Genomic DNA, 21636 nt, shown 5'->3' with positions numbered 1-21636 from the left:
GATCCTGGACAACAGCTATAAAAACCTATAGCGTTCTGGTCCTGTGGCTGGTCCCCCCACATCCTTCGAAGCGGGACGGACTCTGGAGGTAGTGCAGTGAGCAACCCCCGGGAGACTTACGAGTCGCTGAACCTCGAACCCAAGCCGATCCGGCCGCACATCCTCGCGGCGGCGACCGTGGTCTTCGGCGACGACTACTACTCGGGCCGGCGGGAGACGATCAACCTGTCCGGCTTCGTGCAGCTGAACAAGTGGCCCATGCCGGGCTTCGAGCACCGGGTCGACGCGAAGGGGCACGCCGAGTTCGACACCGAGCTCATCAGCGCGCCCGAGGTCGGCATCAAGGGCTTCAGCTACGAGCTGGACGACCGCATCCAGGTGCTGTCCAACCCGTTCCTGCCCAACACCGGCCACGTGCGCCAGATCGTGCCGGGCAAGAACTTCCCGGCCGAGTTCTACATCCGCCGGTTCGGCATCCTGGAGACCAGCACGCTGCGCCTCGCGCACCGCAACGTGATCGACATCCACGGTGTGGTGGACAGCGTGCCGCCGTTCAAGAAGCCGCTCACCGGCCCGTACCTGGGCAAGCCGCGCGGCGACGGCCCGTTCGAGGTCGTCCAGGCCCCGAACGTGGTCCGCGGCACGACCCTGCCCGAGGCGTGGTACCCGGCCGACGACGAGAACCAGCCCGTCGGCCTCACGCCGACGGTGTTCTTCGCCGCCAGCGCCGGCCCGTGCATGTCCATGCTGGTCGACCCCTCCATGATCATGCAGGTGTCGCTGGAAGGCCGGATCGAGGTCGAGGTCAACGGCAAGACCGTCAGCATCGACCTGACCGGCGACCACAAGAAGGCCGCCGGCACCGAGTTGCTGCTGTTCGGCCCGGAGAAGCACACCGAGGGCAACGGCGTGCTGGCGCAGATGGCGCGGCTGGCCGTCGTCGGGCACAGCCCCGAGCTCGGCGGTCGGGTCATGCTGCGGGCGAGCTGGCCGCGGGTGTCCGGCGGCACGCTGGGCCAGGGCAACGAGGACAGCCTCAGCCGGGTCAAGTTCCCGGGTGACCTGCACCTGGACGCCGAGTTCGAGCTGGTCACGCCGAGCGCCACGCTCTACGCGGCCAACCCGGTGCACGTCAGCGGCAAGCTGAAGGACATGGAGGCGACCGGCACCGAGCTGTCCATGAGCGGCGCCGACGCCCCCATGGTGAACACGTCCGACGAGGTCAAGGCCCGCCTGACCGGTGTGCAGCTGGTCATGCGCGACGCGTTCGTCGGCGAGACCGCGGCCGTCAACATCTGAGACCGCTTGACAGCGGGACCCGAAACTGGCTTTAGTTGAGTTTGACATAGCGTCTGTTTCGGGACATGCCCACCGTTCCTCCCGAACGACCCCGTTCGGGAGGAACGCCTTTCCTGGGGAAGGCGTCGCGCCCATGGACCAACGGCTTCTGTTGATGCACCAGGTGATGCTCGCGGACCGCCCCCGGCTGGACGCCTACGACCGGGCGCTGGCGTCGGTCGTCACGGCGGGCGACGTGGTGGCCGACGTCGGCGCCGGCACCCTGGTGTTGTCCATGCTGGCCCTCAAGCACGGCGCGGAGCACGTCTACGCGATCGAGGCGGACCCGGCGATGGCCGCGGTGGCGGAACGGATCGTCGCGGACAACGGCCTGCGCGACCGCGTCACGCTCGTGCAAGGCGACGCGCGTACGGCCAAGCTGCCGCAACCGGTCGACGTGATCGTGTCCGAGATGATGGGCAACCTCGGACCGGAGGAGCAGATGGTGGAGATCCTCGGCTCCGTGGCCCGGCGCAACCTGCGCCCCGGCGGCGCGATCGTGCCGCGCCGGCTCACCACCCACCTCGCCGCCATCCAGTTCGACGAGGAGGGCTGGGGCATGTGGGGCGACGTCGTGCCCGGCTACCGCTTCGACTCGGTGCAGGAGTTCGTCGAACCGCAGCCGCAGCTGCACTTCTTCCAGCGGGAGCCCAGGTTCCTCACCGAACCCGTCCTGCTGTCCGACGACCCGATCACGCCCGCGTCGACCAGCAGACCGCACCGCGAGATGCGGCTGCCGGTGCGTCGGGACGGGTGCCTCCAGGCCGTCATGGGCTACTTCACCGCCGAGCTGGCCGAGGGTGAGCCGCTGTCCAACTACCCGTCGTACCCCGGCTGCAACTGGGCGGTCTGGGTGTGGCCGTTGCGGCACACGGCCGTGGCGGCGGGTGACGAGATCCGGGTGACCGTGGACGTGCCGCGCGGACGTGGGCAGGTGCGAGACGCCACCGCCTGGCGGCTCGACTGCGGCATCGTCAGGAGGCCGTGATGCCCTTCTCGGCCGGCACCGTGCGCGACATCCCCGTCCGCGCGCTGAAGCTGTGCGGCCTGACGTGGACGGGGGAGTTCCTGCTGTTCTCGGAGGCGGTGTCCAACCAGATCATGGCGCTGGACCCGTACAGCGGCCAGGTCGAGCACCGCATCCCGTGCCCCGAGGTGCGCACCGACCTGACCACCATGGGCGGGCACCTGGTGCAGGTGGTCGGCGACCGGCGGGCGCTGCTGGTGATCGATCCCGACACCTCCGAGCCGATCCGGGAGATACCGAACCCGAGGCCGGGGAACCTGCTCAGCGGGCTGGAGGCCGCCCGGGAGGGCATCTGGATGGGGTACGAGGACCTGCGGCGGATCGACCTGCGCGGGTACGGGAGCTTCGAGCTGCTGGACAGCATCGCGGTGTCCGGGCGGCCGGCGGGCGTGACGGTGTCGGACAGCTACGTGGTGTACGCCGACCACGCCACGTCGACCATCAACCTCGTGGACATCGAGGAACGCCGTGAGATGGCGTCGTTCTCGGTCGCGGGCAACCCGACCGGGATCACGTGGGACGGCACGCGGATCTGGTACTGCGACTACGCGACGTTGCAACTGCGGGCCATCGAGGTGCCCGGAGTCGACAAGAGCTGAGCCAGGGGAGGGGAATGCCCGTGATGCTCGTGTGCGCGAGTCGCGAGGACGATCCACCCGGGACGGTCGCGCTGGTGCTGCGTGCCGCTCGGGTCCTGCTACTCACGGTTGGGGTGCTGGCGCCGGTCGGTCTGGTCGGGCTTGTCGTGGCGGTGTTGAGTGGTCGTGCGGCGGCGCGCCGGCTGGCGTGGCCGCGGCTGGTGGCGTTGCTCATGCGGCTGGGGCCCACGTTCGTCAAGGCCGGACAGGTGCTCGGCACTCGGCGAGACCTGCTGCCGCCGGGGTTGTGCGACGAGCTGGCGACGTTGCAGGACTCGGTGATCCCGCTGACGGCCGACCGGACGCGGGAGGCGTTGGCCGCGGTGTACGGGGCGGAGCTGGACACCTTGTTCGCCGAGGTGGACTACGAGCCGGTGGCGAGCGGCAGCGTCGCGTGCGTCTACAGGGCCCGGCTGACGTCCGGCCGCGAGGTGGCGCTGAAGCTGCGCCGACCGGGGATCGAGCGGGTGATGCGGCAGGACCTGGACCTGATGCGGCGGGGTGCGGCGTTGATGGCCCGGTTGCCGTTGTTCCGGGGGATTCCGGTGATGCCGGTGGTGGTGAGCATGTGCGACGCCGTGCTCGGTCAGCTGGACTTCGAGCGTGAGGCGGCGAGCCTGGACCGGCTGCGCGCGGACCTGTCCGTGGTGCCGAGGGTGTGGGTGCCGAAGGTGGTGCCGTCGGCGTGCCGGCCGCGGTGCATCGTGATGGAGTTCATCCACGGCCTGGACATCGACGCGCCCTCGCGGTGTTCGGACGCCTCCCGGCGGAAGTTCGCCTCGTCCGGACTCACCGCGATCTACGAGATGTTGTTCGTGAACGGCTTCGTGCACTGCGACATGCATCCCGGCAATTTGTACTTCACCGAGTCGGCGCAGGTGGTGGTGCTGGACGCGGGGTTCAGCGTGCAGTTGAGCGAACGGCTGCGGCTGCTGTTCGCCGACTTCTTCATGAACATGGCCATCGGCGACGGCGACAAGTGCGCCGCGATCGTGGTGGAGAGCTCGGCGGATGTCGGGGCGGACGCGGACGTGGCCGGGTTCCTGGCCCGGATGGCAGATCTGGTGCGGCGCAGCCACGGGTTGCCGGCGCGGGAGTTCAGCCTGATCGCGTTCGCCACCGAGATGTTCGACCTCCAACGGCGGCACGGCATCCACGCGGCGCCGGAGCTGATCTTCCCGCTGCTGTCCCTGCTGGTGATCGAGGGAACGATCCGCGAGCTGGACCCGGACGTGGACTTCCAGGCCCTGGCCCGGCCGGTCCTGATGAAGGGCCGCTTCGGCTCCCGTTGAAGTGGTTGTATCCGGATGGCGACGTGGACCGATCGTTCGGAGTCGTCGCGCCTGATCCACGTCGGTCCGGTACGGCTGCGGGCACACTGATACGCGGAGGCCGCGCCCAGCAGCGATGGGCGCGGCCTGCCGTCTTGCCGTCAGCCTTCGAAGCGTCCCGCTCGCACGGCGTTCAGGAACGAGCGCAGTCGGGGGGTCGCGATCAGCAGTTCGGGACCCGAGCGCTGCTTGGAGTCGCGCAAGCGGTCGAGCGTATTCGCCACCTCGACGCAGTTGTCATTCCCGGTGTAGCTGGACTTCCGCCACCGACGTGGTTGGGGTTGGGTCATCGCGTCGTCTCCGTTCGCCGATCAATCGATGCACTCGGCGATGAACCGGGCGGTGTCTTCCGGGCTCATCGCCCGCTCGCGGATCTCTTCCGCGGCGACCTGGTAATCCGCCAGTGCTCGTTGTGGAGAAACGCGCTGGATCTGTGGTGTTCGAGTAGCACGACGGACGGGCGCTGCGCGGCGAAGTCGTAGATGACGAACGGCCCCAACAATCCAACGTGGAAGTCGTGGCCACGTCGCACCACCTGAAGCGTCACGTTGTCGATCTCGGATACTTTCAGGAGGTGTCGCAGTTGGTGGTTGCGAACTGTAGGCGAGCCGATGCACCAGCGGATGGCGTCTTCACCGACGAGCGCCAAGAGGTGAGGCGGATCTTCCGCGCGGGTCAGGACTTCGCGGCGACCAGCTCGCAGCGCGAGGCGCATCTGGACCTGGCCGGGAGAAGCCTCGCCGAGGATGACGCGTGCGGAATCGCCGGTTTGCAGCAGGCCTGGAATCAGGTCGGGTGACCATTCGGTGATGCGCCGGGCGTCGCGTTCGTACTCCATGATCGCGGCCTGCGCCTGCGTCACGCCGGGCACCAGGCGGTCCGCCGGCGCGTTCGCGAGTTCGGCCAGCTCGACGATGCGGTCGGCGGTCTCGCCGGCGACGCTCATCTCCGAGAGCAGTGCCACCACGTCGTGAACGGACGGCACCCGGTGCCCGTTGCTCCACTGGCTGATCGTGGAGTGCGACAGCCCGAGCTGATCGGCCAGCTTTCGCACGCTCAACGGCGAGGCCTTGATGGCCTCGCGGAGCGCAGCGGCCAACTCCTGGGCGCGTGGTGTTCCGGTCACGAACCAGAACTGTACGCAGCTCCGGGCGGTCACTAAAGGACACCCGATCGGTGCATTGCGCTAATGGTCACGAACCACGTCCACAGGTCACGAACCGCGTGACCACCTGTCTTGGGAGGCTACCCGTGCCCAAACCCGACATCCCCACTACTCGTAGCGGCCGTAACAACCCGATCAACGTTCACTGCCTGGACGCGACTGGTCGACCTCGCGTGACCCAGGTCTTCTGGGATGCGGGCCGGCTCGTCATCAACCAGCCGCCGCCGGGCGGTGCTACCTATGACTTGCACCAGGCCTCCGAGCTGGGCACCGCTGTCGAGCAGGTGCGCCAGGCCCAGTTCGGCAGGAGCGGGAAGCAGTGATGGACATCCTGTTCGGCGTGCTCGCCGGCCTCGTCCTGGGCTGCCCAGAGCCCTTTCTGGGCGTGCCCACCGCGTCCACCTCCACCGGAGCGACGGTGCGGTGATGACCCACCAGAACCTGACGAGACACGACGCGGTTTCTCATGTGCGGACCCTCGCTGGAGCGAAGTCGATGCGCGGCTGACACCACCCCCCGATGCATCACCCGATCAACGCCGGGCCTTCCACGAGTACGCAGCCGGGATATACCGGCGAGTCGCCGAAACGGATCGGGACCACCACTACGAGGCGATGGCCTACGCGTACGTCGAGCAGGAGATCTACGCGACACGGGCATCGTCAGCAGAAGCAGCGCAAGCAACCGACCCCACCGCGTGACAGGAAAGTCGATGGTTACCGAGATCGCCGAGAAGACCCACAGGCAGCCCAGGCTGAGTACCGCGCTCAGCCGTGAACTGGGTGAGGAACTGCGCAGGATCCGACGCAGGGCACGGATGGGCTCGGCCGAAACGGCCGACGCCCTGGGCTGGTCGTTGGGCAAGCTCAGCAAGCTGGAGACGGGCAGCCGGGGCACAAGCCCCGGGGAGATCGGCGCGCTGCTCGGCCGCCTGGGTACCGTCCCACCCACCCGGGATCGGATCCTCGCCATCGCCGGCGACCCCGACACCGGCAGCTTCATGCGACTGCACGGCCCCATCGCGGACACCCTGGTCGCCCTGGCGTTGCACGAGCGGATGGCGCGGGCCATCACCGGCTACGAACCGTTCACCGTCCCCAGCCTGGCCCAGACCGAGGACTACGCCCGCGCCCTGACCGGTGACCGCGCGATCGCCGCCGCCCGGATCGCCCGGCAAGAGGCGCTTCACACCCTCAACCGCCCGGACATCGTCCTCTACATCCACGAGCCCGCCCTGCGCGGAGCCGTCGGCCGCCCGGCGGTCATGCGGGACCAGATGCTGCGACTGGCCATGATGTGCGAGACGACGCGGGTCACGCCGCGACTCGTCCCGATGGACGTCCCGTTCGACCAATCCGTCGTGCGACACGGCGCACTGCTGACCTTCGCCGAGCCGATCAAGCCGCTGGCCTACGCGGAAACCGACACCGCAACCGTGTTCCACGAGGCCCCGCAGGTCGTCGCCCACTTCGAGGCGAAGATGCGACGCCTCGACGCCCTGGCCATGACGCCGGCCCAATCCAGGGCGACCTTCACCCGCTGGGCCGACGTGTACGACCAAGCCGCCTGACTCAGGCTGCTGGTACCAGGACCGACGGTCGGTCAGGACGCCTCCCGGCGGAAGTTCACCTCGTCCGGGCTCACCGCGATCTACGAGATGCTGTTCGTGAACGGCTTCGTGGATGTCCGGCCGGATGCGGACGTGGCTGGGTTCCTGGCCCGGATGGCAGATCTGGTGCGTCGCAGCCACGGGTTTGGCGGCGCGGGAGTTCAGCCTGATCGCGTTCGCCACCGAGATGTTCGACCTCCAACGGCGGCACGGCATCCACGCGGCGCCGGAGCTGATCTTCCCGCTGCTGTCGCTGCTGATGAAGGGCCGCTTCGGCTCCCGCTGACCGGCACTCCTGGGCAGGGCCGGATTCGTGGCCCGGGAGTTCAGGTCAGCAGCGCTTCGCGCAGTTCACGTGGAGCGGGACGGCTGCGCCAGGGGGCGAGGGTCTGCACCACGTCGCCGAGTACGCGAAGGGTGCGCTGTGAGTGCGTGGCCTTGGCAGCCTGAGTGGCTTCCAGTCCGACTGTGGCGGCCTCGTCGGGCTCGCCGCTTCGTGCCAGTGACAACGCCCGACGCGCGCCGTGCAGAGCAGCGTTGCGCTTGGGTAGCGCCGTTCGAGCAGATCAGACGAGACCGGCGGATCGAGGCACTGTCCATTCGGGAGCCGGCCGAGCGGCACCGGGTGCACCGGCGCACGGTGCGCCAAGCGCCGGCCAACGCGCTGCCACCACCACGCAAGGCCTATCCACGCCGGCCACGGCCAGCGATCGACCCGTATGTCGAGGTGGTCGACTCATGGCTACTGGCCGATCGGGACGTGCCACGGCACCGGTGACGCCATCGAACTGGCCGAGTTGCTGCAGTTCCTCAGCGGCCTGGATAGTGTCCGGTGCCATGGGCGCACCCGATCTCATCGCGATCGACCACGACAACTACCACGCCGAGCATGTCGGCCGTACGGCTGACGGTCGCCAGTTCTTCCTCACCACGCCGTTCGAAGCGGCGACGGGAGGAGAACAGGGCAACGAGTTCGTTGCCCTGTACTTGTTCGATCTGAAGGGTCGGCTCCTGGAAGCCAGGATCGACGAGTTCGGCCCACGGGCCGAGATGGACCGGGACCGCCGCCGGGACTGCTACGAGGCCAGATTGCGGGAGCTCGGCGAGGTCACGTTCACCCGGATCGAGGTCGCGCCCTTCGCTGTCGAGCAGTTCGGCACCACCTTCGGTCTCATCGCCCGGCCGGGCGATGACGAGGACGCGGCGTGGTGGGTCGAGCTGCATCCGGGCAACTGCATGGCGTTCACCGAGCCGTGGGACAGCGGTGAGTACGACACCTGAGCGTCGAGGTCATTGAGGGGTGCGGTCGCTCACACGCGCACGGTCGAACCCGGCCTCCTGCTGGGGGCCGAGCGTGCGCGCGCCGGCGGTGGCCGAGTCGCTGGTCATGGTCCTGGCGGATGACCCCGACCACGCTGACGTCAACTCGGTGGAAGGTGACTTCCGGCTGCACTCGCAGAGCCCGGAGAGGTGGTGATGAAGGGCCGGTTCGGTTCTCGTTGAACCGGCCCTCCTGGGAAGGACCGACGGTCGGTCAGGACCAGCGGTCGCCGTGGAGGACGTCGTCCAGGCGGATGGCCTTGAAGCGGCGGGCGGGGAAGTCGCAGTACCAGAGGCTGTAGCCGTCCCATGCCATTCCGGTCGGGCGGCCTTCTACCCGCGCCGTGCCGACGATCTGCTCGGTTGTGGTGTCCAGGGCACGCACCAGGCCGGTCTCGAACTCGCCGTACACGACTAGCCGGTTGACGCAGGTCAGGCCTGACGGCGTGCCTACTATCGGCATCTCCCGCTGGACGGTCATCGTCTCGAAGTCGCGCAGCTGCACCACCGCCGGGTCGCGCAGGCCCATCCACATGCCTGCTGCGCTCATCTCCGTGCCGCACAGCCTGCCGCTCGACGGCTCGACTGGCTTGGTGCCGACGACACTGCCCGACTCCGGGTCTACCAGCACGATCCGCTTTGGTCTGCCGCCCACCTGGCACAGTTGGCCGTCCCACCACGTCAGGTCGGCGCGGACTCGGGAGCACTCCAGTTCCCGCTCCACGTCGCCGTACCGCGGGTCGATCGCCCAGATCCGTCCGGCGTCCTGGTCCGAGTGCCACAACAGGCCGTCCGACCACGTCAGGCCGCACATGTACGCCCCTGGTGACGGCAGCGAGCGCACCACTGGGATGGTCGGGGGTGCGGCGGTCACGGCGTCTCCTCCAGCCACAGGTTCGACAAGTCGAACCACCGGTCGATGGTGGGCATCGGGATCGCGTTGCGCACCCGTTTGCCCTTCAGATGCGGAATGGTGGGGGCGTGCTCCAGCACCGGCACGATCGCCGCGTCCCGCATGACCAGCACGTCGATCTCGTGCCACGCCCGGTACGCCCGCTCGTGATCGGTGGTGGCCAGCGCCTCCTCGATCAGCCGGTCCACCTCGGGATTGCTGTAGCACCCGTAGTTGCTGGTGCCCCGGTTCCGGTTGGTCTGGAACATCGGCTGGAGGAAAGAACGCCCGTTGTCCCCGAACCAGTCCGGCGTCCACGACGGCGCGCTCAGGTCCCAACTGCCCGCCTCCGCGTGCGCCGGGTCCTGGAGGTACGCGTAGTAGTGGGCGTGCCCCAGCGGCCGGAAGTCGACCGTGATCCCGGCACGCTCCAGGTCGCGGGCGAGGGACTTGGCCACGTCGGGGTTCGCGTCCACGTCGCGGTGCAGGATGGTCAGCGTCAGGCCGTCGGGGTAACCGGCTTCAGCCGGCAACCGGCGGCACTGGTCCGGATCACCCCGGTCGCCCGGCGTCGGGTACAGGTCGAACGGGACGTACCCGTCGTTGCCGGGCGGGATCGCCGACCGCGCGGGACGCATCACCGTGCCCGCCGCGAGGTCGTCGTAGATGTCGAGGATCGCCATCTTGTCCACGGCGTACGCCAACGCCCGCCGCACCTTCGGCCGGGCCGGCGCGCCGCCGTTGTTCGGGCTCACGGTGTTGAACACGACGTACGGGTTGAGCGCGTAGCCGAGGTCGTTGCCCGGGTCGGTGGGGTTGGCGTCGTACGGCTCGGTCACCGGTGATGCCCACGACAGATCCGCCTCGTCGGCGATGATCTTCCGGCCGACCGCGACCGCGACCGGGTCCACGTGGTCCATGCTGCCGGGCCCGTAGAGCCGGAGGGCGCCACCCCGTGAAGGGTGGCCGGCGAGGCTGGACTTGGTGCTGGAGGCCACGGTCGATCCCCTCCGTGCGACAGCGCGGACCCCCATGAAGCTATATGAAGTTTAATTGGCTTTGGAAGGGGCCGTACGGGTGCCCCGGTCCGCGACGGCGTAGTCGTTGCCCGCGTACCAGTCGCCGCGCCCGCCGGGCAGCAGGTCGAGCACGTTCCACACCGGACTGAGCAGGTCGATGGCGCGTTCGGAGCCGTCGATGTGGTTGGCGGGCAACGAGTAGAAGTGCCGCACGGTGTCGCCCTCCTTGCGTAGCACGCTCACCATCGGACGTTGGGCGCCGTCGGGGTGCTCGGCGTTCATGTCCGCGTTGAACGTCGTGCCGTAGCTGGACAGGATCCGAAGGCCGTCCCACTTCCGCAGGCGTGCCCAGGCGCGCAGCTTGTCCAGCGGCGCCTTGCCGATCACGACGAACGCCGTGTGCCGCGCCAAGTGGGCCGTGACGCCGCGAAACCCGTCGACCCACAGCGAGCACATCGGGCAGGCCTCGTCGTCGTCCGGCGCGAACATCAGGTGGTAGGTGAACAGGGTGTCGTGGTCGCCGAACAGGTCGCGCAGCGGTGTCCGGACCGGGCCGTCGGGGCCGTCCTCGGTCAGCTCGTACTCGGCCGACACCGGTCCGGGCGGCATCGCCCGACGAGCCGCCGCGACCGCCTCCACCTGGTCCCGCAGCGTGCGTTCGGCCTTGGCCAGCTCGACCCTGGCGGCCTGGTACTCCGCACTGGCGCCCTCCGGCCAGAACGGCGGCATGGCCTGGTCGTCGATACCGCTCATCGCGTCGAACCCTCCCGCAACGTCGCAAAAGGACGGTCGACCTGGCGCCGACCGCCGCCACCGAGAAAGTGCAGCCAAAGGGTTGCACATCGGCTGGCGGCCCACAACCCGGAGGTGTCCTCGCTGTCAGGCGGGCTTGTCCGCGCCCTGTTCGCGCAGCCAGTACGCGGCTGCGTCACGGACCTCGCCCGCGGAGTCCTCCATCGCCTCGCGGACCACGTCCGCCAGGTGGCGGGAATCCTTCTTCCACCACAGCAGCGACAGGACCGCCAAGCGCCGCACGGAGGCGTCCGGATCCTGCTGGATCGTCCGGCAGAGCAGCGGCAACACCCGCCGGCCGACGTGCGGACCTAGCCGACGCCAGCCGAGGACGGACACGGCGTGCCGGCGGACGATGACGTGTGGCGAGCCCAAGCCGCCGACCGCGGCGTCCACCTCGTCCACCGTTATGTCGCAGTACCCGTGCCCGGGTTGGAGCCGCTCGTCCAGCGCCGGCACGTATGCCGGCCAATGTTCGATGAAGTCCGCCAAGGGCCGGTAGTCCAGCGGCGGCACGGTGACCGCGTCGTCGCGGAAGCTGGTGTACGGCGCGGCGACGGCATCCACCACCACTTCCGGTGGTAGGCGTCCGGCCTGGTCGAGAACGAGGTCGAGCCGACCAAGGCGGGACAGCGCCACCGCGGCCCACCCGAGGCCCGTGCCGTCGGTGCTGAGCGCGTCGCACAACGCGCGGACGACGCGGTCGTCCGGCCGGCCGATGTCCGCCAGCAGCTTCGCGGCCTGCCACGCGCGGTCCGGGACGTCGAGCAGCGGGATCAGGGACGGGAAGGCCATGGGGCCGAGATCACGCAGAGCCGATTCGGCGGTGTCGGAGTCGATGGGACCGTCGAACTTCCCGAGCCGGGGAACCAGGATCGCGGCGCGCTCGGAGGGTGGGAGTGCGGCGAGGCCGGCCAGTGCGACCGATCGTTCCTCCAGTTCCGGGAAGTGCCGCCGCACCTCCTCGGCGGTCAGGACGCGCCTGATCAGCGCCTCGTGGTGTTCGTCGTCGAGGAGCAGCACCACGAAGTCCGGGTGGGTGGCACTGTTCGCGCGAAGCGTCGTCCGTGCTCGCCGGCAGACGCTGACCAGAGTCGTCAGGTACTGGTCGAAGGTCGTCTCCCACTGGCGGGTCGTCCCGGAGCACGCCTCCGCGGTCAGCGCCTCCACCCAGCGTCCGGTCGAGTCGCCGGGGAGCCAGTTGTCGAGGTAGAGGTCCCAGTCCGGGGCGCTCCAGCGCACCTCCGCCCGGCGATCGTCGGGTTCCTGGTCCAACGCCTCGACGCTGTTGACCCCCAGGCACGGCCGCTCGATCCGGCCGTCTTCCTCCCGGTAGATGTGGTCGAGCACGGCCGCGTAGAACCGCTCGCCGGGATGCTCGTCCGCCGCATCGAGGACGGACCGCACCACACCCTCAAGGAGGACCTGCTCGAATTCGTCCCAGTCGAAGCTCCCCGTCACGCCGTCATCGTGGCAGACCGTCATCCACCCGACGGCCGCTCACTGTGCGCGCGCAGGAACCGCTTGCGGTCCACGACCCTCCAGTTCGTTATATGTTGGTGAACGTATGTTGGCGCGCGTCGGCCTATAGCTACTTCACCCGTTTACATGCTTTAGTAACATATAACAACTGCTACGGTCGTGTTGGATCTTGGCGACAGCTGGGGGCGTTGGTCGGTGTTCGATGCGATGGTGGACCGGGCGCGTCACCCCGGTGCGCTGCGCGTCCGGCTCGACCACGACTTCTGCCGCGACGTCGCGGACGTCCACGAACGGGCGCCGACCCTGGCGTTGGACGAGGACCTGGCCCGGGGCTACCAAGTGCTGCAACGGGAGAGCCGCGCGCAGTTCGACCTGCTTGTGCGTGATGGCCTGCGGGTCGAGCCGTGGCGCGGCGCCGGCTTGCCGTACCGGGACTCCACCGAGCTGCGCAGGGAGGTGCGCGCGACGCGGATGCTGAAACTGCACCTGACCAGGGACGGCCATGGACCGGAGGGTGACGCGTCGGAGGACCACCCGATGCGCGCCTTCTCGGGGGTCGAGATCGGCGGCGTGCGCTTGTGCCACAACGACGTCTTCCGGGTGGTGCACGACGTGCTCGGGCATGTGGCGTTCGACAACGGCTTCGGGCCGCGCGGCGAGTTCAAGGCCACGTACCTGCACATGCGGATGTACCCGGAGGCGGCGCACCCGGTGCTGTTCACCGAGCAGGTGGGCCAGATCTGCTGGTTCTTCTTCGGACCGCACCTGCGTGACGCCGGCGGGGCGTTGCGCGCGCCGGACGACCCGGCGTACGTGCCCGCAGACCGGCGGCCCTACCCGGAGCAGAAGGTGTTCGCGTTCGACCGGCACTACCTGGAGCGGTTCACCGCCCTGTTCACCACGGAGGAGGAACGATGAGCCAGGTGCTGTCCCCGAGGGACGACTTCCCGCTGCTGAGCGGCGACGACGCGCCGGTGTACCTCGACAACGCCGCCACCACGCAGAAACCGCAGGTCGTCCTTGACGCGATCATGGACTACTACCGCACCGCGAACAGCAACGTGGGCCGCGGCCACCACCGGCTCGCGCTGGCCGCGACCGACCGGTACGAACGCGCCAGGGCGGTGGTCCAGCACGCGATCGGCGCGCGCGAGCCGGAAGAGGTCGTGTTCACCGCCAACACCACGGACGCGGCCAACCTCGTCGCGGACGTCGTCGGCAGGCGGATCGTCGGCCGCCACGACAAGGTCGTGGTCAGCGGGATGGAGCACAACAGCAACCTGCTGCCGTGGCGGCGTTTGTGCGACTCGGTCGGCGCGGAGCTGGTGGTCGTGCCGGTCGGACCGGACGGGCGGATCGAGCCGGCCGAGTTCGCCGCCGCGATGGGGCCGAGGGTGCGGATCGTCGCCGTGACCCACGTGTCGAACGTCCTCGGCACCGTCAACCCCGTGCGGGAGATGACCGCGGAGGCGCACCGCCACGGCGCGTTCGTCCTGGTCGACGGCGCGCAGGCGGTCGCCCACCTGCCGGTCGACGTGCGCGACCTGGACGTCGACTTCTACTGCTTCTCCGGCCACAAGGTGTACGGGCCGATGGGCGTGGGCGTGCTGTACGGCAAGCGGGAGCTGCTGGACGAGATGACGCCGTTCCGGGTGGGCGGCGGCACGGTCAAAGGCGTCAGCCACACCCAGCCGGTGCGGTACGTCCCCGGACCGGCGCGGTTCGAGGCGGGGACGCCCAACGTGGCCGGGGCGGTCGGGCTGGCGGCGGCCCTGGACTACCTGCTCGGCCTCGGCTGGCCCGCTATCCGCGCGCACGACGAGAGCCTGGTCGCGGCCACGCTGGACGCCGTCGCCGACCTCGAGCACGTGGACGTGGTGGGCGACCCGGGCGCCACGCCCTGCGGCATCGTCTCCCTGTCCGTGCGCGGAATCCACCCCTACGACGTGGGCGGGCACCTGGACGCCCACGGCATCGCGGTGCGCTGCGGCGTGCACTGCGCCAGCACGTTCCTCGACAGCCTCGGCCTGGTCGGCACGGTCCGCCTGTCGTTCGCCGTCTACAACACGCTCGAGGAGATCGAGCTCGTCCGCTCGGCGTTGAAGACGGTCGAGCCCGGACCGTGGACCGCCGAGCACCCCAACGAGCGCTTCCTCTGACCCCACGAACACCCCATGCGCACGGAGGTAGGTCCCTTGACGGCTACCGAGTTCGACCCCGTTCGGTTCAAGGAGCAGCAGCGGGTCAACTGGGACGCCATCAGCGCCGGGTGGCTGACCGTGATCGAGACGTTCGAGCGCGGCGCGTCGGTGGTGACGGATCGGCTGCTGGAGCTGGCCGGGGTGGCGCCGGGCATGTCCGTCCTCGACGTCGGCACGGGGGTGGGCGAGCCCGCGCTCACCGCCGCGGCCGTCGTGGGCCCGACCGGCCGCGTGGTCGGCGTCGACCTCTCACCGCGGATGATCGAGCTGGCCCGCCACCGGGCCGACGGGTTCGACAACGTGGAGTTCCTGGTGGGTGACGTCGAATCGCTGGACCTGGTCGGCGGTGGCTTCGACGTCGTGCTCAGCCGGTGGGGGCTGATGTTCGCGCCGGACCGCCGGGCGGCCTTCCGGTCACTCGCCGCCACGCTCCGGCCGGGCGGTGTGCTCGCCGCGTCCACGTGGGGTCCGCCGGAGACCGCGCCGATGATGTCGCTCGGCTTCGGCGTGCTGGCCAGGCGGTTGGACCTGCCTCCGCCACCGCCCGGGACGCCCGGTCCGTTCAGCATGTCCGACGCGGACGCGCTGGTGGCCGAGGTCGCCGCGGCCGGGTTCACCGACGTGTCGGTCACGGCGGTCGAGGTGCCCTTCGCGCTGAACTCGTCCGAGGCGTACGCGGTGTTCAGCAAGGCCGTCACGCCGCCAGGGCTGAGGCAGTTGATGCGTGAGCGGCTGGGCACCGACGACGATCCCGCGCTCTGGGCCGAGGTCGGCGCCGCGGTGGCCGGGCGGCAGGGAGCGGACGGTCGGGTCGAGTTGCCCAGCCGGGCGTTGTGCCTGCGGGCGGCTGCTCCGATCGCGTAACCTTTCGGTGATCCACAGGGAAGGTGACCTTCACGTGAGCTATGCGGCCGAGATCAGTCGCGCCAACCCGTCCTGCTTCGTGTTCCTGGTCGACCAGTCGGCGTCGATGACCGACCCGATCGGGGGCGGCGGGGGACAGCGCAAGGCGGACGTGGTCGCCGACGCGATCAACCGGCTGCTGGCCGAGCTGAGCGTGAAGTGCGCGAAGGAGGAAGGCGTCCGCGACTACTTCCACATCGCCGTGATCGGGTACGGCTACACGGTCGGCTCCGCGTTCACGGGTCCGCTCGCGGGCCGCGACCTCGTGCCGCTCAGCCAGGTGGCGGAGAAGCCCGCGCGGGTGGAGAAGCGGATCAAGAAGGTGCCCGACGGCGCCGGCGGGCTGGTGGAGACGACCACCCGGTTCCCGGTCTGGGTCGACCCGGTCGCCAACGGCGCGACGCCGATGTGCCGGGCTCTGGCGCGCGCGGAGACGCTGGTGTCGGAGTGGGTGGCCCGGCACCCGGACTGCTTCCCGCCGATCGTGCTCAACCTGACCGACGGCGAGTCCACCGACGGCGACCCGGTTGGTCCTGCCTGGGCCGTGCAGACGCACGTGAGCGCGGACGGTGCGGCGTTGCTGTTCAACCTGCACGTCTCCGCCGCCAACGCCGTCCCGGTGACGTTCCCCGAGACCGACGCGGCCCTGCCCGACGCCTACGCGCGCACCCTGTTCGGCATGTCCAGCCTCCTGCCGCCGCACATGCGGTTCTACGCGTTGCAGCAGGGCATGACGGTCGGCGACACGACGCGCGGCTTCGTCTACAACGCGGACATCACGTCGCTGGTCCAGTTCCTGGACATCGGAACGCGTGCGACGGACCTGCGCTGAGCAGCGGCATGGTCGTCTCCTCCCTCCGCGTGCCCAAGCACGGCAACTCCTTGCCGGAATGCGAGGACGCGGCGCACGTGCTGTCGGTCGATCCCGGGCTGGTGTTCGCGGCGGTGGCGGACGGGGCTTCGGAGAGCCTGCTCGCGGGTGAGTGGGCCGACCTGCTCACGCGATACGTCAACGACTCCGCGCTGGACGACGGGCGCGTGGTGCGGGACGCGGACCGGTTCGCGTCGGCATTGGTGCTGGCGGGGGAGGCGTGGGACGAGTGGCTGGCCTCGTACGTCGCGCGCCGTGAGGCCGACGGCCGCCCGATCGCGTGGTACGAGGAGCCCAAGCTGGACCGCGGTCCGCACGCCACGGTGCTCGCCGCGCGGTTCGCCACCGAGCCGTCCGGGATCTCCTGGGACGCCGCGGCGCTGGGGGACAGCTGCCTGTTCCACGTCCGTGACGACCGGTTGCTGCGGGCGTTCCCGTTGGAGACCGCCGAGGCGTTCTCCAACTCGCCGGGGCTGGTCAACGCGTTCAACCGGGATCAGGAGCTGCTGGCTCGACACGTGCGCACGGTGTCCGGCAGCGCGGAGCAAGGCGACGGGTTCTTCCTCTGCACCGACGCGCTGGCCGCGTGGTTCCTGGGCGCGGTCGAACGGGGTGACCGGCCGTGGCGCGAGCTGGGCGAGTTCACGCGGTCAGGTGATCTCGACGGGTTCGCGGAGTGGTTGAAAGGGCTGTGCGGGGAGGGGCTGATGCGGAATGACGACGTCACCGTCGTTCACGTGGACCTCGGATGACGAGCCCGTCCGCTCGTTCCCGTCCGGCGCCACCTACGTCGAGGCGCTCCAGAACACCGGGTTGTGCTTTCGCGGCACCGACCTCGCCGGAGCCGACGTGCGGGTGGACGCGTTGGGCCGGCCTCGCGCGATCTCGGGGAACTTCGCCAGCGTCTTCTCGCTGACGGTCGACGGCGTCCGGTATGCGATCAAGTGCTTCACCCGTGAGGCGCGCGAGCAGGCGACCCGTTACCGCGCCGTGGGCGAGCACTTGGCGCGCTTGGACGACGACTGGACCGTCGGCTTCGACTACATCGGCAAGGGCATCCTGGTGGACGGCACCTGGTACCCGGTGCTGCGGATGGAGTGGGTCGAGGCGGTCAGCCTGATCCGCTGGATCGACCGGAACATCGACGACTCCGAGGCCCTCGCCCACGTCGCCGCGCGGTTCGCCCGGCTGGTCGCCGAACTGGCCGCGGCGGGCATCGGGCACGGTGACCTCCAGCACGGGAACCTGCTGATCACCGACGACGGTTCGGTGAAGCTGGTCGACTACGACGGCATGTACGTGCCCGCGCTCGCCGGGCTGCCGGCGGCCGAGACCGGGCACCGCAACTACCAGTCGCCGGACCGGACGGCGGCCGAGTTCGGGCCGGAGATCGACCGGTTCTCGTCGTGGGTCGTGTACCTGTCGTTGGTGGGGCTGGCGGTCGACCCGTCGCTGTGGCGGCAGTTGCGCGACGAGGACGCCGAGCACCTGCTGCTGGCCGAGTCCGACTTCACCGGGCCGGCGGGGTCGTTCCGGCTGGCTACTTTGACCTGCCATCCGGACCTGCGGCTGCGTGGGCTGGCCGTGCGCTTCCAGGAGATCCTGCTCCACCACCGCGCCGCGCCCCCGCCTTTGGAACCGCTCGGGATGCTCGATACCGCGGTTTCCGCGCCCAGCGCGCTGCCGTCGTGGATGGTGGAACGCGTCGAGCCGCACATGCCCGCACCGTCGCCGCTGACGCGGTTCGCCGAGCGTTCGCGGGCTCAAACCGTGTCGGCGTGGGTGTTGTCGGCGTTGTTGCCCTTGGGGGTGCCGGCGGCGATCTTCGTGGACGAGGCGTTGATGGCGGTCGACGTGCTGGCGTGGACGGCGTTCACGGTGTCCGGCTACCGGCTTCGCCCCGAGCACGTCCGGGCCCGCGCGGCTCGTGCCGAACGCAAGCGGCTCCTGCGTGCCCAGCAGAACGTCGAAGCCCTTGTGCTGCGGCTTGACGAGAAGTCCGGGCGGATCACGCGGGAGGCCGAGGAGTCCAAGGCCGAGCAGGACTACCGGCGGCGGGCCTTCCAGCAGCGGTACAACCTGCTGATCGGGTCGCACCAACGGGCCGTGAAGCAGGAGCTGGACGGTATCGACCGGGAGCGGCAGGCGTTGGCGGCGCGGCTGCACCTGGAGGACCAGCGGCTGTTGGTGTTGCGGCAGAAGGAACACGTGCGTGCCGCCCTGGCGACCTTCCCGGTCCGGGCCATCGACGGTGTGGAGCCGGCGTTGACCGCCAACCTCGCCGCGGTCGGCATCCGGACCGCCGCGGACTTCGTCGGCATCCGTTACGACACGTACGGTCCGGAGCGCGTAGCGGTGTTCGTCCTGGTCGACGGGAGGAGCGTGGGCGTCGCCGGGATCGACGAGGTGAGGGCCGCGCTCATCGACCAGTGGCGTGAACGCCTGACCGCGCAGGCCACGAGCACCCGGCCGACGTCGTTAACGCCTTCGCAGTCGCAGGTGCTGAGGGACCGGTTCGCCGCTGACGAGGGGGTGCTCGACGCCCGGTATCAGCAGGTGTTGGCGGTGGCGGACGCGGAGATCCGCGAGCTGCGGACGTCCTTGCGCGTCGAGCAGGCCGCGTTGGCCGAGGAGATGAAGGCCGTCAACACCGCCACCGCCCGTGCGCGAGCCGACCACGACCGTGCGGTGGCCGAAGCCGCCGTCATGCTGGAACGCACCCGGCAGGCCGCTCATGCCGCCATCGCGGAAGCCGCCACGTTCCAGCCCATCACCTACCGCCGTTACCTCCGGTTTCTGCTGACCGGCGGGAAGTGATCGTCAGGTGAGGGCACGCAGGTGGTGCTCGACGCGGGCGGCGAGGGTGGGGGCTTGGTCGCGGTGGTCGAGGAGGAGGTCGACCTGCAACGCACCGGGCAGCAGGAACACGCGGTAGGTGATGGGAGGCGAGGCCAGGTCGAACAGCGCAGTGCCGCCGAACTCCGCCCGCAGCACGTCTTCCCACTCATGCGCGCTAGTCTCGGCGACTGCCGAAAGCGGCACGGAGTTGGCTGCGGACACGGCGGCCGGCCAGTTGGACCGGTTTGATCACCGAGATGCGCACGTGGCGGGCGGGCGCGATTACCGCTGCTTGCCAGGCTCGCCTGGTCAGCTGGGCGGCGGGGGTCAGGACGGTGCGGCGGATCCACCTCGCCGGGGTGACGACCAGTGTGCGGACCGCCTGCTTCAGAAAGCGCCACAGCGGCAGCGCCACGCGGCGACCGGCCCAGGTGAAGGCGTCGCGGATCGCCCGGCCGAGGACCGCCAGCGCCCGTCCGACCTTGCGGAACGCCCAGATCAGGGCCGAGCCGAACAGCCGCAGCAGCCACCACAGCCCGACGGCGACCGCCTTCGCGGCCAGGACGACGACGTTCTCCCACACCCACCGGAGACCGACGCCGATCGCCCGCACGGTCGGGGTGACAGCGTTTCGCCACACCCACGACAGGCCATGGCCGAACGCCCGGGTGGCCCGCACGACCACATCCCGCCACAGCCACCGCACGGGCGTCACCACGAGCGTTCGCCAACACCAGGCCAGCGGACCGAGCACTCCAAACCGCAGCGCCCGGCCCGTCCACGTCAGCGCACGGCGCAAGTACGCGCCCACCACGCGCAACCCCTGCCCGATCGGAACGAGCAACCGGCGCAGACCACGTCCCGCAGGCCGCACCGCGAACCGGGACAGCGCGCCGAACCCGCGCCGCACCCCGTTGCCCAGTGCCCGGAAACCGCGCCCCACCAGCTCGGCCACCGCCCGCAGGAACGCCCCGGTCGGCCTCAGCACGTACCGCATCAGCCCTCGGCCGAACGCGACCAGCCCGCTACCGAAAGCACGGAACGCCCGCCGCAGCCCGCTACCCAGGAACCGCAGGAACACGCCACTCGGCCTGATCAGGTACCGCATCAGCAGCCGCCCGAACGCGCGCAGCCCGTCGCCGAGAACACCGAACACCCACCGCACACCCGCACCGACAGGCACGAAAACCCGCCGCCACACGAAACGGGCCAGCACGCCGCCGGCCGTCCAGACCCGACGCAGCACACCCGCCAACGGCCGGAGCACCACACGCCGCACGGTCCACCCGATGGCCTTGATCCACTCCCACGCCAGCCGCACCGGCACGACGACCAGCACGGCCACCACGCGTGCCACCCACACCGCCCAGCGCGGCGGCTGCGGGTCTTCCTCGACGTCGTTGCCTGTGGTCACGGCCAGTAGACGCACGACGGCCGGAGTCGGTGCCATCAGCGCACGTCACAACCAGGGCACGGTCGATCGGCGGCGTGATCGAACCGGCCGCTCAGGTCAACCCCTGGTGAGACTGCCACCGCCGAGTGCCAGGCGGAGCGCGTCCGGTCGGCCGTCGTGCCGGTGTTCGCGCCGGTGGTCCAGGGCTGGCGCGAGCTGATGGCCGACTACGACGAGCGGGACCTCCGGCTGATCGCCGACTTCCTCGATAAAGTTGAGCAATCAATTGAGGGCGGAATCCGCAGATACGGCGACCGCTGAACCTCGCTGCCCGCGCCCGTGCGCTATGTCACTGCGGCGCCGGAAATGGCAACTTCCACAGCGGGTACCGTCATCTTGCTGCTTCTCCGATGGCTATGTGCGGACATCGAAGAAAACTTTGGGCTACACGCCGAAGTTCGGCCCTTGTCGGCGCGGTGTCCCGAAGGCATTGTGGGTTACCTACCTCACATCCCCGGACATCACCGATCACGCGGAACGCGCCCGCGCGCGGCCGTCACCGGCTGACTCCTTGGTGTGCCAAGCAAGAAGTGCGCCGGCCGCCCCCGTGGCGATCGGCTTCCACCCGTCACCCGACCTGCGGGATCGCGCCGGAGAAGCCTTCGGGATCGCGGTTCGGAGCGGTCGGCTTACAAGATCAACGAGACGAAGTCGAACGCCGATATCACAACCTGCTGTCGCCATAGAAGGGTTTCATGGCAACACGGCATGTTCTTGTCGGATTCGCCGTTCTCGGCAATACTGCGTGCGCGTCCGT

General features: G+C 69.6%; 25 protein-coding genes. 17 read left to right on the top strand and 8 right to left on the bottom strand.

All coding sequences use genetic code 11. The features are described 5' to 3' along the window. Window positions 1-96 precede the first annotated feature (96 nt). The 4 genes from F4560_RS17965 (at window position 97) to F4560_RS17950 (ending at window position 4295) form a co-directional block, all read left to right on the top strand. A complete protein-coding gene (locus F4560_RS17965; RefSeq protein WP_184921479.1) occupies window positions 97-1299 on the top strand; it encodes a DUF6004 family protein in 1203 nt (400 codons plus the stop codon). Window positions 1300-1432: 133 nt separating this feature from the next. Beyond that, window positions 1433-2326, top strand: a complete 894-nt coding sequence (locus tag F4560_RS17960; protein ID WP_184921477.1) for a class I SAM-dependent methyltransferase — start codon at window positions 1433-1435, stop codon at window positions 2324-2326. Continuing rightward, entirely contained in the window at window positions 2326-2964 is a 639-nt protein-coding gene (locus F4560_RS17955) for an NHL repeat-containing protein (protein ID WP_184921475.1), read from the top strand. Before F4560_RS17960 ends, F4560_RS17955 begins: the two co-directional genes overlap by 1 nt. Window positions 2965-2978: 14 nt before the next feature. Continuing rightward, on the top strand, window positions 2979-4295 hold the full coding sequence (locus F4560_RS17950) for an ABC1 kinase family protein (RefSeq protein ID WP_246477834.1): 1317 nt from the start codon (window positions 2979-2981) through the stop codon (window positions 4293-4295). 140 nt (window positions 4296-4435) lie between these two features. Here the strand turns inward: F4560_RS17950 and F4560_RS17945 are convergent, their stop codons facing one another. Both F4560_RS17945 and F4560_RS17940 read right to left on the bottom strand, forming a co-directional pair. Continuing rightward, complete coding sequence (locus F4560_RS17945; protein WP_184921473.1) at window positions 4436-4624, bottom strand: DUF397 domain-containing protein; 189 nt, start codon at window positions 4622-4624, stop codon at window positions 4436-4438. 65 nt (window positions 4625-4689) lie between these two features. Continuing rightward, the gene (locus tag F4560_RS17940) at window positions 4690-5493 is read right to left on the bottom strand and encodes a helix-turn-helix domain-containing protein (protein ID WP_184921470.1); all 804 of its coding nucleotides are present in this window, start codon (window positions 5491-5493) and stop codon (window positions 4690-4692) included. A 92-nt stretch (window positions 5494-5585) separates the two neighbouring features. Between F4560_RS17940 and F4560_RS17935 the strand changes: the two genes are divergently transcribed. The 6 genes from F4560_RS17935 (at window position 5586) to F4560_RS45645 (ending at window position 8585) form a co-directional block, all read left to right on the top strand. After that, window positions 5586-5822 (top strand): hypothetical protein, encoded by a 237-nt coding sequence (locus tag F4560_RS17935; protein ID WP_184921468.1) that lies wholly within the window; start codon window positions 5586-5588, stop codon window positions 5820-5822. 180 nt (window positions 5823-6002) lie between these two features. Continuing rightward, window positions 6003-6200, top strand: coding sequence for an AMED_5909 family protein (locus F4560_RS46670; RefSeq protein WP_376775425.1), 198 nt, complete (start codon window positions 6003-6005; stop codon window positions 6198-6200). Between the two features lie 11 nt (window positions 6201-6211). Then, entirely contained in the window at window positions 6212-7069 is an 858-nt protein-coding gene (locus tag F4560_RS17930; protein WP_184921466.1) for a DUF5753 domain-containing protein, read from the top strand. A 124-nt stretch (window positions 7070-7193) separates the two neighbouring features. Then, on the top strand, window positions 7194-7394 hold the full coding sequence (locus tag F4560_RS17925; protein ID WP_246477833.1) for a hypothetical protein: 201 nt from the start codon (window positions 7194-7196) through the stop codon (window positions 7392-7394). Between the two features lie 551 nt (window positions 7395-7945). After that, complete coding sequence (locus F4560_RS17920; protein ID WP_184921464.1) at window positions 7946-8389, top strand: hypothetical protein; 444 nt, start codon at window positions 7946-7948, stop codon at window positions 8387-8389. Between the two features lie 73 nt (window positions 8390-8462). After that, window positions 8463-8585, top strand: a complete 123-nt coding sequence (locus F4560_RS45645; RefSeq protein ID WP_281391928.1) for a hypothetical protein — start codon at window positions 8463-8465, stop codon at window positions 8583-8585. Window positions 8586-8642: 57 nt separating this feature from the next. Here F4560_RS45645 and F4560_RS17915 read toward each other — a convergent pair whose 3' ends face one another. From F4560_RS17915 to F4560_RS17900, 4 genes are all read right to left on the bottom strand, one after another. Next, a complete protein-coding gene (locus F4560_RS17915; protein WP_184921462.1) occupies window positions 8643-9302 on the bottom strand; it encodes an NHL repeat-containing protein in 660 nt (219 codons plus the stop codon). Continuing rightward, window positions 9299-10318 carry an ABC transporter substrate-binding protein gene (locus F4560_RS17910; RefSeq protein ID WP_221483552.1) on the bottom strand — a complete coding sequence of 340 codons (1020 nt, stop codon included), beginning with the start codon at window positions 10316-10318 and terminating at the stop codon, window positions 9299-9301. Before F4560_RS17910 ends, F4560_RS17915 begins: the two co-directional genes overlap by 4 nt. A 51-nt stretch (window positions 10319-10369) precedes the next feature. Then, window positions 10370-11092 (bottom strand): DUF899 family protein, encoded by a 723-nt coding sequence (locus F4560_RS17905; protein ID WP_184921458.1) that lies wholly within the window; start codon window positions 11090-11092, stop codon window positions 10370-10372. Window positions 11093-11218: 126 nt separating this feature from the next. Next, on the bottom strand, window positions 11219-12592 hold the full coding sequence (locus tag F4560_RS17900; protein ID WP_221483551.1) for a HEAT repeat domain-containing protein: 1374 nt from the start codon (window positions 12590-12592) through the stop codon (window positions 11219-11221). A gap of 216 nt (window positions 12593-12808) precedes the next feature. On the opposite strand from F4560_RS17900, the gene F4560_RS17895 reads away from it, so the two are divergent. From F4560_RS17895 to F4560_RS17870, 6 genes are read left to right on the top strand one after another with little or no spacing between them, the layout of a single operon-like run. Continuing rightward, a complete protein-coding gene (locus F4560_RS17895) occupies window positions 12809-13531 on the top strand; it encodes a crotonobetainyl-CoA--carnitine CoA-transferase (protein WP_221483550.1) in 723 nt (240 codons plus the stop codon). Continuing rightward, entirely contained in the window at window positions 13528-14772 is a 1245-nt protein-coding gene (locus tag F4560_RS17890) for an aminotransferase class V-fold PLP-dependent enzyme (protein ID WP_184921454.1), read from the top strand. The genes F4560_RS17895 and F4560_RS17890 overlap by 4 nt, the downstream gene beginning before the upstream one ends. A 36-nt stretch (window positions 14773-14808) precedes the next feature. Further along, window positions 14809-15678 (top strand): class I SAM-dependent methyltransferase, encoded by an 870-nt coding sequence (locus tag F4560_RS17885; RefSeq protein ID WP_281391927.1) that lies wholly within the window; start codon window positions 14809-14811, stop codon window positions 15676-15678. A 34-nt stretch (window positions 15679-15712) separates the two neighbouring features. Beyond that, window positions 15713-16549 (top strand): vWA domain-containing protein, encoded by an 837-nt coding sequence (locus tag F4560_RS17880; RefSeq protein WP_184921450.1) that lies wholly within the window; start codon window positions 15713-15715, stop codon window positions 16547-16549. A gap of 8 nt (window positions 16550-16557) precedes the next feature. After that, the gene (locus F4560_RS17875; RefSeq protein ID WP_184921447.1) at window positions 16558-17340 is read left to right on the top strand and encodes a protein phosphatase 2C domain-containing protein; all 783 of its coding nucleotides are present in this window, start codon (window positions 16558-16560) and stop codon (window positions 17338-17340) included. Beyond that, window positions 17303-19405, top strand: a complete 2103-nt coding sequence (locus tag F4560_RS17870; protein WP_184921445.1) for a protein kinase family protein — start codon at window positions 17303-17305, stop codon at window positions 19403-19405. Before F4560_RS17875 ends, F4560_RS17870 begins: the two co-directional genes overlap by 38 nt. Before the next feature lie 3 nt (window positions 19406-19408). Here F4560_RS17870 and F4560_RS17865 read toward each other — a convergent pair whose 3' ends face one another. Together F4560_RS17865 and F4560_RS17860 are read right to left on the bottom strand one after the other, a co-directional pair. After that, window positions 19409-19582: a hypothetical protein gene (locus tag F4560_RS17865; protein WP_184921443.1), complete on the bottom strand. Its 174-nt coding sequence runs from the start codon at window positions 19580-19582 to the stop codon at window positions 19409-19411. Window positions 19583-19601: 19 nt separating this feature from the next. After that, window positions 19602-20876, bottom strand: coding sequence for a hypothetical protein (locus F4560_RS17860; RefSeq protein WP_184921441.1), 1275 nt, complete (start codon window positions 20874-20876; stop codon window positions 19602-19604). Between the two features lie 120 nt (window positions 20877-20996). Between F4560_RS17860 and F4560_RS17855 the strand changes: the two genes are divergently transcribed. Then, entirely contained in the window at window positions 20997-21140 is a 144-nt protein-coding gene (locus tag F4560_RS17855) for a hypothetical protein (protein WP_184921439.1), read from the top strand. The last annotated feature ends 496 nt before the right edge of the window (window positions 21141-21636 follow it).

Source organism: Saccharothrix ecbatanensis, from assembly GCF_014205015.1.
Taxonomy (GTDB): Bacteria; Actinomycetota; Actinomycetes; order Mycobacteriales; family Pseudonocardiaceae; genus Actinosynnema; species Actinosynnema ecbatanense.
This window is presented reverse-complemented; position numbering and strand designations above follow the sequence as displayed.